The sequence below is a fragment of the Henriciella barbarensis genome (assembly GCF_003576345.1).
GTDB lineage: Bacteria > Pseudomonadota > Alphaproteobacteria > Caulobacterales > Hyphomonadaceae > Henriciella > Henriciella barbarensis.
The window spans coordinates 42,204-57,870 of sequence record NZ_QWGB01000004.1 but is presented as its reverse complement, the minus strand read 5'-3'; the positions used below and the strand labels follow the sequence as shown (position 1 = coordinate 57,870).

The following is a 15,667-nucleotide window of genomic DNA, read 5'->3' as shown; positions in this document are numbered from 1 at the left end:
TCCCGCCTGTTGCAGCTTGCCCCCTGCAACATTCAAACAATCACCTGGCCGATCAGTCCTGATCGGTTTGTTCTGCTGCCTCGTTGAGACGCGCCACACGAGCCTCACGTTCCGCCACTTCATGCCTACGCCGCCGCCAGTTCTCAGGTGACGCTGTCACCTCAGCCTTGGCGACGTCGCCAGACGCGCTGGCGTCGTCGCGGGCCACGTATTGCTCCAGGGCGATTAGCCATTCCCGTTCGTCAGCTCCATCCGGAGCTATAGCAGTTGTTGCGGGATAAGAATTGAGCAAGTCAGCAGCGCGCATGTTTCCAGACTGCACTAAATGGGTCGCGATTGCTCTGCGGTCAACACCTGCGCCTGCGTCAGGCGACGAAATGATCACATCGCGTAAAGTTGCGACATCCTCATCCAGGAAAACCGCCATGGATAACATCTCGAATCCAACATCAATGAGGTGAGGGGAATCGATCGCCCGGACAAGCAAACCAAGGCCCCGCGTCTTTGCTGGCGCGCTCGTCTGGTGTGCGCCTTTTACCGGCGCGTCAGAACGCCCAGCCGGACCGCGCGCCCGCCGGCGCATCTGCCAGAGATGGTCATTCTTTCGGGATTTCAGCTCTCTCTCATAGGCGGCACGCACACCCGCATGCTGGATCGTGGCCGCCGCCTGCATCAGCCGTGCTTCGAGACCGGCCTGCCTTTCCGGGGTGTCGAGGGGTTCAGCGTCACGCTCGCGCCTCCAGAGCACTTCGATCAGCGGCACAGAATTCGAAAGCGCCTGCTTCATCGCCTCGGGCCCCGACTGGCGGATAAGGTCATCCGGGTCCATCCCGCCGGAGAGGAGACAGAAGAAAAGCGTGCGTTCCGGCTGGATATGCGGCAGCGCCCGCTCAATGGAACGATAGGCCGCGCGCAGACCAGCTGCATCTCCATCAAAACAGAGCACAGGCTCCGGCCCGGCGCGCCATAGCAGCCCGAGCTGATCTTCCGTGAGCGCCGTACCAAGCGGGGCGACAGCATGGCCGATCCCGGCCTCTGCCATGGCGATGGCATCCATATAGCCCTCGGTGACGATCAGCCCGCCTGCATCGGTGCTGCCGAAAGCTTCGCGCGCATCTTTGTAGCGGTAGAGGACGCGGCCCTTGTGAAAGAGCTCCGTGTCGTTGGAGTTGAGGTATTTCGGCTTGGCGTCGGGCTGCAGCCCCCTGCCCCCGAAGGCAATGACCTGACCGCGTACATCCGTGATCGGGAAAATGACGCGGCCCCTGAACCTGTCATATGGGTCGCCCCCGCCCTCTTTCACGACAGCGAGACCCGCATCGACGATTTCCTGCATGCCGAAGCTTTCGGCTTTCAGATGGTCGATGGTCTTGCGCCAGTCGTCAGGCGCATAGCCCAGCCGGTGACGCGCCCAGGCAGCAGCGCCCAGACCGCGATTTTCGAGATATTCTCGCGCTTCGGTTCCTTCTGCCGCGCGCAACCGGTCCTCGAAGAAACGGCAGGCCGCCTCGCAACAGGCATAAAGCCGCTTGCGCCTGTCATACGTTTCCTCGTCCTGCGGCGTCGCCTTCGGCAGTTGCATACCCGCTTCGTCAGCGAGCTTTTCCACCGCCTCCATGAAGGAGAGCCTTTCAGTTTCCATCACAAACGAGATGACATCGCCGCCGATGCCGGATGAGAAATCCTTGAAGATGCGCTTCTGGTCATTGACGTAGAAGCTCGGGCTTTTCTCATTCGTGAAGGGGGAAAGACCGACCCATTCCTTGCCCTGCTTCTTAAGCTTCACCTTGCGCCCGATGACGTCTGACGGCCGGATACGGGCCTTCAACTCCTCGACGAAGCCATCTGGTATGCGAATGGAAGCTGACATAAGGGCAGAGTGTAGCGCAGATCGCGCCTTCAGGGCCACACTCGGATGCGGCTATACACAGGCCCGCCCTCATCTGTGGATAACTAGGCGCGCATACCGTCAGGCGTCACGGTCTCGTCCGTCGTGACGTATCCGTCCTGCGGCAGGAGGAGCCACGCGATCACCCCAGCCATGACGTCGACCACCACGTGGACGACAATCCCCGGCCAGAGTGAGCCAGACAGGACATAGGTCAACGTCATGATGATCGTGACCGGTAGGATGCGCATCAGCCCCTGCACGCCCTGATAAATGTGGGCGAGGATGAAGACAGCGACCGCCGCGACCGCTGCGACCCAGAGCGGCATCAGAAGTGCAAGGACGCTGATCAGGAAGGCGCGGAAGATAACTTCTTCGGTGATCCCTGCCGTTACCGCCACCATGAAGAAACCCCAGCAGTCGCGCCGCCGCCTTGGCATCAGGGCGTCGTAGTCGCCCGAGCCGAACATCGACTTGCGCAGCGTGTCCTGAAGACCGGCATCTCTGCGTATGGCAGGCAACTGGGCGAGCTGCAGCGCCATGAAACCGAGCGCAATCCCCCATGCAGCGAAGACGCCCATTCCCTGCCCCCAGGTGAAACCGAGCGCGCCGAGAGATCGTCCGGAAAAAAGCCACGCCCAAAGACTGACGCCGCACAGCAACCAGAGAAGCGACCCTGTCACGATCCAGTGAATGAAAGGACTCCGCGTTGGCCGGGCGGGCTTGCGGACGCGACGATAGATGTCCGACGCCATGCCGCAGACCCAGAGAAACAGGATCGCCCCGAGGCCTATGACCAGTTCTGGTTCCGTCTGAATGAAAGTGTCCATGATCCACCTGCCCTACGCGGCCGCTAAAACTGCTTGCGCAGCAATGCCCTCGCAGTCCTCTGCTGCTTGAAAGTTCGCTCATTCTCGCCTAAAATGAACGTGAATTCACATTCACATATTGGAAGACAGCATTTATGTCAAACAGCTTCGCCCGGCCGGCGATCCAGGCGCGGTCCATCAAGACCCAGAAGAAGCTGATGGACGCGCTGGAGGCGCTGCTTCGCAAAAAGGATTTCGATGCGATCTCAGTGCCCGACCTCGCGGCCGAGGCCGGTGTCGCGGTGGGCACGGTGTACCGACGGTTTGAAAACAAGGAAGCACTGATCCCGCTTCTTTTCGAGCTCTGGAAGGCCCGCAATGAGCTCCAGATGGAAACGGCCGCGGTCGAGGCTGATGAGGTCGCGTCCGCCGACCTGCGCCAGCTTCTCCGCAGGCAGATGCGTGCGGCCTACCGCTTCATAGGTGAACAGGCCCACATCCTGCGCGCGGTACATTTGCAGGGGCGGCTTCGACCGCAGCTAATCGGGGAAGACTGGAAACAGCTCTGGCAGGACGCACTTGCGGGCAACCGCGCATTCCTTGAGCTGGTAAGAGACAAGGTTCACCAGCCTGACCTCGACCGTGCGGCAGAGATGATGATCTATATCGCAAATACCGCGCTCGTTGAAAAAGCGCTCTTCAACGAGGATGGTCCAGGATACGTCGTGTCAGCAGAAGGTGATGCCTTCGCCGACGAGATTGCGGACATAGTGTTCGGATATCTCTCGCTCAGCCCAGCCTGAAAAGCCAACACCAGGATGGCCTAGACCAGAGCGCGGCGGACAGCCTTGCCAGCGGTACCGGTGTCGATACGGCCTGGATAGCGGCTTTGCAGCTCTGCCATACAACGCCCCATATCCTTCAGCTTGGTCGCTTCCAGATCATTCACGACGGCATCGACAGCCTTTTCAAGCGCTAGGCCTTCAAGCGGCTGCGGCAGAAAGGACTGGAGGATCTCCATTTCTTCGCGCTCACGCTCGGCGTCCGTGATGCGGCCAGAATCGTCAAACTCGCGGGCAGACACTTCGCGCTGGGCAACCATGATCTCCAGCAGCTTGCGAACTTCCGTGTCCTCGCAGCCGGCGCACTGGCCCTGTCCGCGGGCCGTGACATCACGATCGCGCATAGCACAGCTCACCAGACGCAGCGTACGCGCACGGATGCCTTCAGCATCGTCCGCTTCAGCTTTCTGGAGTGCGACTAAAACACGGTCGCGGATCGTGTTAGCTGGAGAAACGTCTGTCTGTCCCATACCTGCTCTTTTTATACATGGACCTCGAACTTGACGCCCGGGTCACTGCACGCCTATCTCACGCCGCCGGAGGATGAGGTCTGTTGGTGACCGAATCCCTAATGGCGTCTGACAGGACGCGAGGAGATACGCCCATGACCACAGGAAATCAACCCGATACACCAGCTACTGGCGCGATCGCGCTGGCAGATGGAACGGTTTTCCTCGGCCACGGTTCCGGCGCCGCCGGTGTCGCAGTGGGGGAACTTTGCTTCAACACGTCGATCACCGGCTATCAGGAAATCCTGACCGATCCGTCCTATGCAGGCCAGGTTGTCCTCTTCACCTTCCCCCATGTCGGCAATGTCGGCGCGAACCCGGAAGACCATGAAGAATCCTCCACTGAAGCAGGCCGGGCCGCGACGGGGGCCGTCTTCCGTGAGCCGATTTCGCCGCCATCCAACTGGCGCTCACGCGACCATTTCGATGCCTGGCTGGCCAAGAAGAACATCACCGCCGTTTCCAATGTCGATACGCGCGCGCTGACCCGCATCATCCGCGAGGGCGGCATGCCAAAATGCGCGGTCGCCTATGCTCCCGATGGCAATATCGATGTCGAGGCGCTGATCGAAGCTGCCCGCGCCTGGGAGGGCCTCGAAGCGGCCGACCTTGCGCTCAATGTCGTTGGCGACGCGGCGTACGACAATTCAGAGCGCCTCTGGGATCTTGTCACGGGCTTTGCCAACAACGAACAGACCGACTTCCATGTCGTCGTGCTCGACTATGGCGTGAAGAAGAACATCTTGCGTAACCTTGCGCATGTCGGCGCGCGCGCGACCATCGTTCGCGGCGACACGCCGTTCGAAGAGATCATGAAGCTGAACCCGGACGGCGTCGTTCTGTCGAACGGCCCCGGCGACCCGGCAGCGACCATCAAACGCTGCGGTGACACGATTAACAAGCTGATCGATAGCGGCAAGCCGCTGCTCGGCATCTGCCTTGGGCACCAGCTTCTGGCGCTCGCGCTGGGTGCTGAGACCAAGAAGATGCCGCAGGGCCATCACGGCGCAAACCATCCTGTGAAAGACTTCGAAACCGGCAAGGTCGAGATCGTGTCCATGAACCACGGCTTCACTGTCGATACAGCGACGCTGCCCGACGGTGTCGAGGAGAGCCACCGCTCGCTCTTCGATGGCACCAATTCGGGCCTTCGGGTCAAAGGAAAGCCGATCATCTCGGTCCAGCACCACCCTGAGGCGAGCCCCGGCCCACAGGACAGCTTCTACCTGTTCCAGCGTTTTGCAGGCTTCATGAAGGACCAGCAGAGCTGAACGCCATCTCCCCTCCCCCTGAAGCGCTTTGCGTAGGGGACAATCGCATTGGCGCAATCGCCGACGATCTTGCAACCAAAGGATGGACCTGGCAGCCCCTCCTGCTTCCCGAAGCACTGACATCGGCACTGCGCGCTGAACTCATCGATCGTGACGCCGCTTCGGATCTCGACCCCGCCGGCATCGGGCGTGAGGACGATTTCCAGGTCGACCGCTCTGTCCGGCGCACGCGCATCACCTGGTTCGATAGCTCGACACCAGCCCAGCAGGACTTCCGCAACTGGGCCGAAACGCTGCGCAATGCGCTTAACCGAGAGCTGATGCTCGGCCTGTTCGAAATGGAAGTCTGTTTTGCGGTCTACCCACCCGGCGGCTTCTATGGCCGCCACCTCGACAGTTTTGCAGGCGCACGAAACCGTGTCGTCTCGCTTGCCGCCTACCTCAATGAGGACTGGGACGAAGCACGCGGCGGTGCACTCGCGGTGTGGAATGAGGGTGCAGGCGATTTAGACCCGCCCGCCGCGCGTATCATACCGAAGCCGGGCGGCGTCGTTCTCATGCTGTCAGAAGCCATTACGCACGAAGTCGAAGTCACGCAGGAAACCCGCTATGGGCTTGCCGGCTGGTGGCGGGTGAACCAGTCCGGCGACGGCCGTATCGACCCGCTAAGCTAACGCAAGTGACCGGCCCTTGCGAGGGCCGGCCACGGTAATGTGTGTCTGTGCAGACTATTGCGGATAGTTGACCGTTTCAATGATGGCGGCGCCTTCGGCATCGACAGCAACTTTCACGACATCGAATGTCGGCATACCGCGAAGTGCCGCCTGATTGCTCATCGCATAGCCCTCCTCTGGCCAGCCGCTCTCGTTCATATCGAACTCGCCATTGTCGTTAAGATCATGCCAGACCGACACTGAATACTCACCTTCAGGCAGGTCGAACGAGACCGTCACCGTGCCGGCTTCCGGGTCCTCGACCTTCTCGCCAGCAATGCCGTCCCATTTCATGAACTGCTCTTCGGTCTGAACACCGACATAGAGCGGCACGCCACGATCCTCGACGCCCTCAAGCGTAACGGTCAACGGTGCTGCAAAAGCGGGGGCCGCAAGCGCGCCAGCAATCAGGGCGGTGGTGATGAGTTGCTTCAACATGGCAGGTTCCTTTCTCTCTGCAATGCACTTTGTATCGCAAAGCAAGAACCGGCTGTCAAGAGAGCTTTGTAATACAAAGTACGAATTCGTTTGGCGGAGCACGCTGAGCGACGTGCAATGAAAAAAGCGGCCCGCAATGGGGCCGCTTTCCGATAATTCGCCTGAATGCAGGCTTTTACTCAGCGCCGTCCAACTCCAGCACATCCTGAAGGAAGAGCGTTTCAGCTTCGCGCTGGAAGTCGCGGTTGGATTTCTTGCGGAAGCCGTGTCCCTCATCCATGGCAAGCAGGAACCAGGCATCGCCACCATTCTGGCGGACCGCCTCGAGGATCTGCTCAGCCTCAGACGCTGGCACACGAGGGTCATTGGCGCCCTGAATGATGAAGATCGGCTTGTTGATCTCGCTCGCATTGTTCAGCGGTGAGATTTCCTCGAAGAAAGCGGCAATCTCCGGGTCACGCTCATCGCCATATTCGGCGCGGCGAAGGTTGCGGCGATAGCCCTTAGTGTTCTCAAGGAAGGTCTTGAAGTCAGAGATGCCGACAATGTCGATGCCGCCTGCGAGGCGGTCATTGTAATCGACCATCGAGGCCAGAACCATATAGCCGCCATAGACGAGCACGCGGTCGCTATCGAGGTCGCCCTGGCCGTCGATCCAGTCGAGAAGCGCACCAATATCCTCAACCGACTTCTTGCGATTGAGGCCATTGTCGAGGCTCACATAGGTCTTGCCATAGCCAGCCGAGCCACGGACGTTCGGCACGACGACGGCCGCGCCAAGTTCATTCGCCCAATACTGGTAGGTCGAAGAGAAATATGGCCGTGACTGGCCTTCAGGCCCGCCATGGATCGACACGATGACCGGATAAGGCCCCTCACCTGCCGGGCGATAGATGAAGGCCGGAATGTCCATGCCGTCGGCGTTCGGATAGTCGAACATCTCCGGCTCGACAAAGGCGGCGGTATCGAGCCCGCCAACTTCGGCTTCGGTCCAGCGGGTCAGCTCCAGTGTCTCGACATCGAAAGACCAGGCATCGGCCGGGCTGGTCGCGCCGACAAAGGTGAAGCCGACACGGGCACCCGAGCTGTCAAATTGTGGGCCAGCGGCGATCCCCGTCGGAAGGTCAGGGCCGTCGGTGACTTCGCCGCTTTCGATATCGAGCAGCTTGATCGTGCCAAGGCCGCCCTCATTGACCGTGAAGACAACTGTGCTGCCATCCGGCGACAGGTCATAGCCTTCGACATCCCAATCGATATCGCTGGTATAGTTCGTCATCTCGTCGGATCCCGGCACGAGGCGGACAAGATTTTTGAACTCGGACCCTGCATCGGTGGAGGTCAGCACGCTGCCATCCGGCAGGAAGTAAAGGCCATTATAGGCAACTTCTTCGCCGGGACGGATTTCGGTCATCTCGCCGGTCTCCACATTGAAGGTGAAGATGTCGCTATCCTGGATGGAAATGTAGCGCTGAATGGTCACCATGCTGCCATCGGCGGAGAAGTCGACCGGGAAGAGCGCGCCTGTGCCGTCGCCTTCGAACACGGTCTCAATACTGGCCGGATCAGCTGGATTGCCCATTCTCAGGTCGTAGTCGGCCTCGCCATCACGCGCCTCGTAGAACAGAACCTGCGAGCCGTCATCGGTCCAGGTATAGCCGCCATTGCGCGTGCCAGCTTCGGTAAACCGCGTGACACCGCCGCTCGCCATGTCGAAGAGGTAGCCCTGATAGAACTCATCGCCGCCCGTATCCTTGGAGAAGACAAAGCTGCCGCCTGCCGGGCTCACGGAGGCGCCGCCAATCGGCTCATCATAGAAGGTCACCTGACGGCGCGCGCCAAGCGGGGTTTTTACCTGGTGGATCTGGCTGACCTCACCAAAGCGGGTCGCGATCAGCACGCCCTCATCGGTCCAGTCGGCAAAGCCATGCGTGCGCACATTCTGGTACTGGCGCAGCTTCTCGCTCACCTCTTCCGGTATCTCCGGAATGTTATCCATGACAAGATTGCCTTCGGTTACGCGCTCGGCAGATGTCGGCGCCATGGCCTCCTGCGCGCCAGCGAAAGGGGCAGAGATGAGCGCTGCCGCAGCCACACCGGCAAGGGCGGTCGTCTTGTAGAACATTGAGTGTCTCCTGATCGCGTGAAACGGCCAGCAGCGGACGCCGCCAACCTGTCAGGAATGAGTATAGGCGCCTTGCCACAATCGTGAAGGCCGCAGCCCTTTTCGGAAAGCGGATTGATGACGCCGGCCAATGTTGCTTCTTGAGCCGTGCTTGGGGCAGACAGTAGGTCTGCTAGCGACTGGAGCGCCCGATGAAACATCCCGATCTGCCCGCTAAAGGCGGATGCCGCTGCGGCGCGGTCCGCTTCAGGGTTACCCAGCCCCCGCTCATCACAATGGCCTGCCACTGTACCGGCTGCCAGAAGATGTCGGGAAGTGCCTTCTCAACCAGCGTCGCCTTTCCCGCCGATGGCTTCGAAGTCATCAAGGGCGAGCCGGTCGTTGGCGGGCTGAAGCAGGCTGACCTGCCCCATTATTTCTGCCCCGACTGCATGAGCTGGATGTTCACGCGCCCCGCCGCGCTCGACTTCATGGTCAATGTCCGCGCGACCCTGTTCGATGAGACAGGCTGGTATGCGCCCTTTGTCGAAACCCAGACAGCCGAGAAGCTCAGCTGGGCCGAGACGGGCACACCTCACGGCTTTGAGCGCTTTCCCGGCCCTAACGATATGAGCGCGCTGATCGAGACTTATGCGAAAGCGACCGTAGCAGCCGCCTAGCGGAGCGGCCCGCAATTGGCCTCATACATCTCGATATATTCCGGCATCCAGTCGCGGAAGTTCTGCGCGCGGGTCTCTGAAGCCGGGTGCGTCGACATCCACTCAGGCGGGCGCTGTCCGCCGCCGAGAGAGCCCATGCGCTCCCACAGCTCTGGTGCCTCACGCGGATCGTAGCAGGCCCGCACGAGCAGTTCGAGGCCGATACGATCCGCTTCGGTTTCATGCTGGCGCGAAAAGGCCATCATACCGCCCTGCGCCGCGACACCCATCGCACCTAGCACCATCTGGCGCTGGCCGGGGTCCATATCGCCAACACCGACACTGACCGCCGCCATGCCGAGCTGTGCGAGCTGGCTCTGGCTCATCCGCTTGGCACCATGATGCGCCATTGCGTGACCAATCTCATGACCCATGACGACAGCCAGCTTGTCCGGGTCCTCAAGATCGGCCAGCGTCACCTGCCCGTCGAAATTGCCGGTCACATCAAGGATGCCTGTATAGACGGCGACATAGCCTCCCGGCAGGCAGAAGGCGTTAGGCTGGTCAGACTGGATCACGTTGTAGGTCCAGGCAAAATCCTCTGACACCGGGGTGAAGTCCCACCCTTCAGCGAGGAGGTCGCGTTCATATTCTACAGCGGCGCGCTGAAGGCGCTCACCAATCACCCGCACATCGCTTACGACATCGCGGGCTACCTCGCTCTGGCAGCGATCAAGGCAGAGCACGTTCGACCGTTCCTGCTGCAGGATCTGCGCATAGGATTGCGCGCCCAACTCACTCGCCTGCGAGATCGAGATCGCGTTGAACTCCCGCTCACCAGAGAAGGGGTTCACTTCCTGATTGGTGAAATAATAGAAGGCGAGGCCCGCGAGGCCGAGAAGAATGACAATGAAACGTCCCAAGTGCGTCCCTCACTTTTTGCTGAGCATAATAAGCCTTAACGCGTAACTAGTTCCAAAGCCCCCGTCTTGGAAGAGTTGAGGCTTGGAAGCGTTGACAAGGCCACAATGTCTGACAAGTCTCGCCCGCGATGACCGACACCCCGCAAAAACAAGAGAGCCGTGATCCGCTGCCCAGCAAGATCATCGACGTTGTCGCCGAATGGGCGCTCTACGCCTCAGTTGCGCTCATCATCATGGGTATCTCCCAGCCTTCCATCATGAAGCCAAACTATGTGGGCATCATGATCGAGTACAATCTCTGGGGCCTGGTTGAGACGCTGATCGAGCTTGATCTCTTTTTCCTCGGCATGGTGGTGGTCTTCTTCTCAGGTGTCTTCCCGCTGGCAAAGACCTTTATTGCGGCCATAATTTTCCGGCGCGGCGCCCCGCCCAGCCCAAAGCTCGCCTGGTGGCTCAACGTGCTCGGCAAATGGTCGATGCTGGACGTCTTTCTCGCCGCCCTGCTGATCGGCCTGTCGCAGACAATGGCCTATATCGGCTTTCATCCCCGTATCGGTCTCTACTATTTCGCCGCGGGCGTGATCCTGAACAATATCGCGACCATGCGGCTCTCTTTCGCGCGCTGGAAACCGGAAAGCTAGAGAAGCGGCTCAACCGCCTCCAGAGGCCCTGCCTCATCGCCATCCCCGCCGTCTTTCTCATCAGAAAGACCAGCACCGCGCTTGGCCGCCGCAATTGCAGCCAGATGGGAGATGTCACGCGCCTGGAAGACGCCTGCATAGCTGTACCAGATCAGCATGAGCAGGATGACAGCGACAAGGCCGATGCCGCCAAGCATCGCTTCCGGGCCGGAATACTCAAACACGTTCTGCACGGGCCCCGGAAAGAGTTGGTTCAGGATCACGAGGAAGCCGACCGGGATGGTAATATTGGCGATCAGACTAAGTCGCATCGCTGCCTCGGCCTGCTCTAAATTGATCCGCCCAAAGGTCCGGAAGACGGACAACTCCCTGTCAGAGAGCGCTTCCAGCTTCGGCATCAGCTGCGCGGCACCCTTCGAGTTCGTCAGCCGCTCCAGTCGCTTCGGACCTGTTCCGACACTCAGCCCACTCAACCAGGATTTGCGCGGGCGCATGCCGCGAAAGTTCGAGAATACGCGCATCGTATCGCGCCAGAGCTGATCGGCCGTTGTCGGCGTGCCCGCATCACTTGCCATGAAAATACCCCGGTCTCGCTTGTCTCGTTTCGTCGTGGACCTTAGCCTGAACACTTACCGCGCCGATAGCATTGCGCTTCAGCCCTGCATGACTAGATTTACCGCATGACAGACCAAGCCCAGAACAAGCCCAAGCTCGAAATTCGCGTTATTCCGACGACGCCGCTACAGCAGAACACCTCCCTCATCTGGTCGATCGAGAGCAAGGAAGGCGTCTTCGTTGATCCGGGCGGGGATATCGACAAGCTGATGGGCGCGGCCAAGGAGTTTGGCGTGAAGATTGTCGGCGTCTGGCTGACCCATGGCCATATGGACCATGCGGGCGCGGCCGCTGCCGTGAAAGAGCGTACCGGCTGTGAGATCATCGGCCCGCACAAGGATGACCAGTGGCTGCTGGACGAAATCGAATCTTCCGGTCAGCGCTATGGCATCACCGATGGCAAGAACGTGACGCCGGACCGCTATCTCGATGACGGCGATGAGCTGGAGCTTGATGGCGTAAAGTTCGGCGTGGCCCACACACCGGGTCACACGCCCGGCCATGTCGTGATCTACAATGAAAGCGGCGCGCTGGCCTTTGTGGGCGACGTCCTGTTCCGCGGATCCATCGGTCGCACCGATTTTCCGCGCGGCAACCATACCCAGCTGATCGACTCGATCACCTCGAAGCTCTGGCCACTGGGCCCTGAAATCCGCTTCATCCCGGGCCACGGCCCGATGAGCACGTTCGGTCAGGAGCGTCAGGACAACCCGTTCGTCGCGGATTCCCTGACAGGCTACGCAGGCGCAGCGAAACAGGCCGCGAGCGAAATCGACCAGAAACTGTCGAAGCGGTATAGCTAGCTACTCGCCCGACGGCACCAGAACCACCGCGACGGGGTGTTCTGCCGGCACATTCATGCCGCTTGGATCGTCTTCCTGAAAGATCAGCGTCGCCTCGGTCGGCTCAGCCACATTGAACGTGATGTCGCCTTCGAACGGCACCTGTTCTTCCGTCATCCAGTTGGACTGGGACGAGGCGTAGGACTCGGCGATCACATTGCCCTGGCCATCAACGATGCGGACCGGAAAGTCCCCCTCGGAATACCAGAGGCCGGACGCGCTGCCCGAAAAGCGGAGCGGAGACGTCACTTCGTCGCCCGGCTCAAGGTCCTTCAGCGTCAGCTCCATGGACACATCAATCGCGCCAGTTTCGGGCTGCTCGCCCTCGTCCTTCTGCTGTTCCGGCTCCTGCGGCATATTCGGGGCGCAGCCTGCAAGCACGAGTGCAAACAATAGACGTTTCATGAGGGACCTTTCGGTTTCCAGCGTGTCTTCACTTAGCAGTAGCATATGAGGACGGCGCTCTCCCACCCTCTCTGACCTTGGGTCATGGCTGACGTTGGCGGGCGCGTCAGCTATTGTGCCCTCATGGACCTCAAGACAGACCCGAAGCTCGAGGATTTCCGCGCCGATGTGCGCGCTTTCTTCGAAAACGAATTTCCCAAGGACATTCTCGCCAAGACGGCGAAAGGCGCCTCGCTGACGACCGAAGAAGTGCGAAAGTCTGAAACGGCGCTTGGCAGCAAGGGCTGGCTCGCGGCTGGCTGGCCGGCAGAGCATGGCGGCCCCGGCTGGTCGCTTGAGGAACAATACGTCTTCGATGAGGAGCTCGAGCGCGCAGGCGTGCCGACGGTCACGCCGATGGGCGTCGTCTATGTCGGCCCGATCATCTACACCTTCGGCACGGAGGAGCAGAAACAGCGCTGGCTGCCGGGTATCCGCGAGGGCCGCGAAGGATGGGCGCAGGGCTATTCAGAGCCAGAGGCAGGCTCCGACCTCGCCTCGCTGCAATTCTCTGCCGTGAAAGAGGGAGACGAGTACGTCCTCAACGGCACCAAGATCTGGACCTCTGCTGCCCAGCATGCCGACTGGATCTTCTGTCTCGCGCGTACCGACAATTCCGGCAAGAAGCAGGAAGGCATCAGCTTCATCATCGCAGAGATGGACCGGCCCGGCATCACTGTCACGCCAATCATTACGATCGATGGCAAGCACGCCCTCAATCAGGTCCACTTCGACAATGTCCGTGTCCCTGCGGACTATCTCATTGGCGAAGAAGGAAAGGGCTGGACCTATAGCCAGTACCTGCTCGGCCATGAGCGCACTTCCTATGCGCGCATTGGCGGCAAGCGAAAGCAGCTTGCCCATATCCGCAAGATCGCTTCGTCCGTCCCCGATGGCGGCAATCACCGGCTGATCGATGACCCGTCCTTTGCCCGCAAGCTGGCGGAGGCTGACCTTGCGGTGGATGGCCTCGAAATGACTGTGCTACGCGTGCTGTCAGCGGTGAAGGATGGCGGCGCACCCGGCAAGGAAGCCTCCATCGTGAAGATCCTCGCGACCGAGACAGCCCAGCAGATCACGACGCTCTATCTCGATACTGCAGGCTTCAATGCCCAGCGCGGTTTTGCTGACTCCGTCAGCCCCGACTGGCTTGAAGGCGGAATGGCAACCAGCCATGCGGCACCGGGCGTGTCGACCTATTTCGGAACGCGCGCGCAATCGATCTATGGCGGCACAAACGAAATCCAGCACAACATCATCGCGAAACGCGTGCTCGGCCTGTAAATCCTAGCCGACAGAATACCAAACTCGATGAAATTAGAATCAGTCGGCTAGCGTCATCTTCAAGCACTTATGAGATGACCTGAGGGTGAAACTCTGGTCGTCCCCCTCTCCAGTCAGGCAGTATCTCGCATGCGAACGTGCGAGCACCATGCCGATCTTCGCGATCAGCATCATGGCGATCCTCGCGCTGGTTGCGGCAACGCTTGCGCTGGGCATGGATTCGCGGTCCGGCGCGAAAGTCCAGCAGGCTGCGGATTCGGCTGCACTTGGCGGGGCCACGGCATTCCTTAATTCCTCGTCGCCGCGTGCCGCCGACAGACTGGAGGCCGCGCGCCAGCAAGCAAAGGCCCTCGCCGAACGAAATTCAGAATACGCCCTCGCCGACCTCGTTGTCGACGCCGTTACGGAGGACGCCTATGGCCAGCATACCCAGCTTGAGGTCGAGCTTGAATTTCAGCCCGTCAATTTCTTCGCCCGTTTCTCCGGCAGTAATGCCACCGCGCCGGTCCGACGCCGCGCCGTAGCGTCTTCCACCTGGGGCTTCCCGCTCTGCATGCTGGCGCTCAGCCCGAATGAGCAGTCCGGCATCTCGATGAAACACCTGGCGCGGCTGATCGCCGATGGCTGTATCGTCTGGTCCAATGATATGGGCCGGCAGTCCATGGCGCTGGAGGGAGGCCGGGCCGAGGCCAAGAGCTTCTGCGCGGCTGGCCTGGTTGATCGCTCTCACCGCGCCAGCGTTTCGCCGCTCCCTGATCAGCAGTGTGACCCTATCCCCGACCCGCTTGAAGACTGGACCCCGCCAACTGCCGGAACATGCGCGCCGACGCCAAACTTCGAACCACCACGCAGCGTCGTGCGCCAGAGCGAACGCCAGCTCGCAAGGCTCGTCCGTCGCCAAAGCAGAATTCGTCGCGGCGATGACGACGATGATGATGACGATGACGATGATGAGAACGAAGACGAAAAGATCACAGGTCTAGAGAATGCCTGCGGCAACAAAGGCGGCACCAGCAACCAGAATTGTCCGAGCAATCCCGCGACTGGCGCGGGCCTCAGCGATTTCGACCTGCTGGCTCTCACCGACAATCTTGTGAATGCGCTCTATGTTCTCGACCGCCAGTTCGACATGGAAACCGATACGCTGACACCGGGCACCTATTGCGGTCTCGACATCGCTTACGGCCATGTCCGCATGCAGCCGGGCACCTACTTCATCAAGGGCGCGCCTATGACGGTGACGCGCAAGGCAACCGTCACGGCGGAAGGCATCACCATCATCTTTACGGATCCGGGTGCCTATTTGCGTGTCAGTGACCAGGCGCGGCTTGACCTCACCGCGCCAAGCGAGGGCCCGCTGGCTGGCATCGCCGTTGCAGAGAGCCGTAATACCGCCGTGAATGGCGCGCCCGTCGTCTCTCGTCTCACAGGTCGTGGCGCGCTCAGCATGATTGGGCTAATCTACCTGCCGACGCAGAACTTCTTCATAAGCGGGTCGGGCGCTGGCGATCAGTCATCGCCGCTTCTGCAGATCGTGGCAAACCGTATCGCCCTTCGGGATACAGGCATGCTGCGCATCGATTTCAATCCAAGCAAGACGGATGTGCCAGTAGCCATTCAACCTGCGCGTATTGCCCGGCTTATAGAGTAGTAACAGCACCCAATTCTGTTGTGCTCTGTTCATCTAA

The 15,667-nt window shown here is 60.3% G+C and carries 16 protein-coding genes; 8 read left to right on the top strand and 8 right to left on the bottom strand.

All coding sequences use genetic code 11. The features are described from left to right. Positions 1-52: 52 nt before the first annotated feature. On the bottom strand, positions 53-1,870 hold the full coding sequence (gene dnaG / locus D1224_RS01525; RefSeq protein ID WP_119378180.1) for a DNA primase: 1,818 nt from the start codon (positions 1,868-1,870) through the stop codon (positions 53-55). 83 nt (positions 1,871-1,953) lie between these two features. Further along, positions 1,954-2,718, bottom strand: coding sequence for a CPBP family intramembrane glutamic endopeptidase (locus tag D1224_RS01520; RefSeq protein WP_119378179.1), 765 nt, complete (start codon positions 2,716-2,718; stop codon positions 1,954-1,956). A 134-nt stretch (positions 2,719-2,852) separates the two neighbouring features. Between D1224_RS01520 and D1224_RS01515 the strand changes: the two genes are divergently transcribed. Further along, on the top strand, positions 2,853-3,500 hold the full coding sequence (locus tag D1224_RS01515) for a TetR/AcrR family transcriptional regulator (protein WP_119378178.1): 648 nt from the start codon (positions 2,853-2,855) through the stop codon (positions 3,498-3,500). Positions 3,501-3,520: 20 nt separating this feature from the next. Here D1224_RS01515 and D1224_RS01510 read toward each other — a convergent pair whose 3' ends face one another. After that, positions 3,521-4,009: a GatB/YqeY domain-containing protein gene (locus D1224_RS01510; protein WP_119378177.1), complete on the bottom strand. Its 489-nt coding sequence runs from the start codon at positions 4,007-4,009 to the stop codon at positions 3,521-3,523. A gap of 134 nt (positions 4,010-4,143) precedes the next feature. On the opposite strand from D1224_RS01510, the gene carA reads away from it, so the two are divergent. Beyond that, on the top strand, positions 4,144-5,319 hold the full coding sequence (carA, locus tag D1224_RS01505) for a glutamine-hydrolyzing carbamoyl-phosphate synthase small subunit (RefSeq protein ID WP_119378176.1): 1,176 nt from the start codon (positions 4,144-4,146) through the stop codon (positions 5,317-5,319). Between the two features lie 320 nt (positions 5,320-5,639). Further along, positions 5,640-5,993 (top strand): 2OG-Fe(II) oxygenase, encoded by a 354-nt coding sequence (locus tag D1224_RS01500; RefSeq protein ID WP_119378175.1) that lies wholly within the window; start codon positions 5,640-5,642, stop codon positions 5,991-5,993. Positions 5,994-6,047: 54 nt separating this feature from the next. Here the strand turns inward: D1224_RS01500 and D1224_RS16380 are convergent, their stop codons facing one another. Together D1224_RS16380 and D1224_RS01490 are read right to left on the bottom strand one after the other, a co-directional pair. After that, complete coding sequence (locus D1224_RS16380) at positions 6,048-6,470, bottom strand: DUF2141 domain-containing protein (protein WP_182482121.1); 423 nt, start codon at positions 6,468-6,470, stop codon at positions 6,048-6,050. A 175-nt stretch (positions 6,471-6,645) separates the two neighbouring features. Continuing rightward, positions 6,646-8,592, bottom strand: coding sequence for a S9 family peptidase (locus tag D1224_RS01490; RefSeq protein WP_119378173.1), 1,947 nt, complete (start codon positions 8,590-8,592; stop codon positions 6,646-6,648). Positions 8,593-8,783: 191 nt separating this feature from the next. On the opposite strand from D1224_RS01490, the gene D1224_RS01485 reads away from it, so the two are divergent. Next, entirely contained in the window at positions 8,784-9,251 is a 468-nt protein-coding gene (locus D1224_RS01485) for a GFA family protein (protein WP_119378172.1), read from the top strand. Here the strand turns inward: D1224_RS01485 and D1224_RS01480 are convergent. After that, the gene (locus D1224_RS01480) at positions 9,248-10,153 is read right to left on the bottom strand and encodes a M48 family metallopeptidase (RefSeq protein WP_119378171.1); all 906 of its coding nucleotides are present in this window, start codon (positions 10,151-10,153) and stop codon (positions 9,248-9,250) included. The genes D1224_RS01485 and D1224_RS01480 overlap by 4 nt on opposite strands. 128 nt (positions 10,154-10,281) lie before the next feature. On the opposite strand from D1224_RS01480, the gene D1224_RS01475 reads away from it, so the two are divergent. Beyond that, positions 10,282-10,794, top strand: a complete 513-nt coding sequence (locus D1224_RS01475) for a paraquat-inducible protein A (protein WP_119378170.1) — start codon at positions 10,282-10,284, stop codon at positions 10,792-10,794. On the opposite strand, the gene D1224_RS01470 is transcribed toward D1224_RS01475, so the two are convergent. Then, on the bottom strand, positions 10,791-11,369 hold the full coding sequence (locus D1224_RS01470) for a hypothetical protein (protein ID WP_119378169.1): 579 nt from the start codon (positions 11,367-11,369) through the stop codon (positions 10,791-10,793). The two genes, D1224_RS01475 and D1224_RS01470, sit on opposite strands and share 4 nt — an antisense overlap. A gap of 105 nt (positions 11,370-11,474) precedes the next feature. On the opposite strand from D1224_RS01470, the gene D1224_RS01465 reads away from it, so the two are divergent. Next, positions 11,475-12,212 (top strand): MBL fold metallo-hydrolase, encoded by a 738-nt coding sequence (locus D1224_RS01465; protein ID WP_119378168.1) that lies wholly within the window; start codon positions 11,475-11,477, stop codon positions 12,210-12,212. Here D1224_RS01465 and D1224_RS01460 read toward each other — a convergent pair whose 3' ends face one another. After that, a complete protein-coding gene (locus D1224_RS01460; protein ID WP_119378167.1) occupies positions 12,213-12,701 on the bottom strand; it encodes a Gmad2 immunoglobulin-like domain-containing protein in 489 nt (162 codons plus the stop codon). It abuts the gene before it with no gap. Between the two features lie 39 nt (positions 12,702-12,740). On the opposite strand from D1224_RS01460, the gene D1224_RS01455 reads away from it, so the two are divergent. Both D1224_RS01455 and D1224_RS01450 read left to right on the top strand, forming a co-directional pair. Beyond that, positions 12,741-13,979: an acyl-CoA dehydrogenase family protein gene (locus D1224_RS01455; protein ID WP_233350345.1), complete on the top strand. Its 1,239-nt coding sequence runs from the start codon at positions 12,741-12,743 to the stop codon at positions 13,977-13,979. A gap of 148 nt (positions 13,980-14,127) precedes the next feature. Then, positions 14,128-15,630: a hypothetical protein gene (locus D1224_RS01450; RefSeq protein ID WP_119378166.1), complete on the top strand. Its 1,503-nt coding sequence runs from the start codon at positions 14,128-14,130 to the stop codon at positions 15,628-15,630. Positions 15,631-15,667 lie beyond the last annotated feature (37 nt).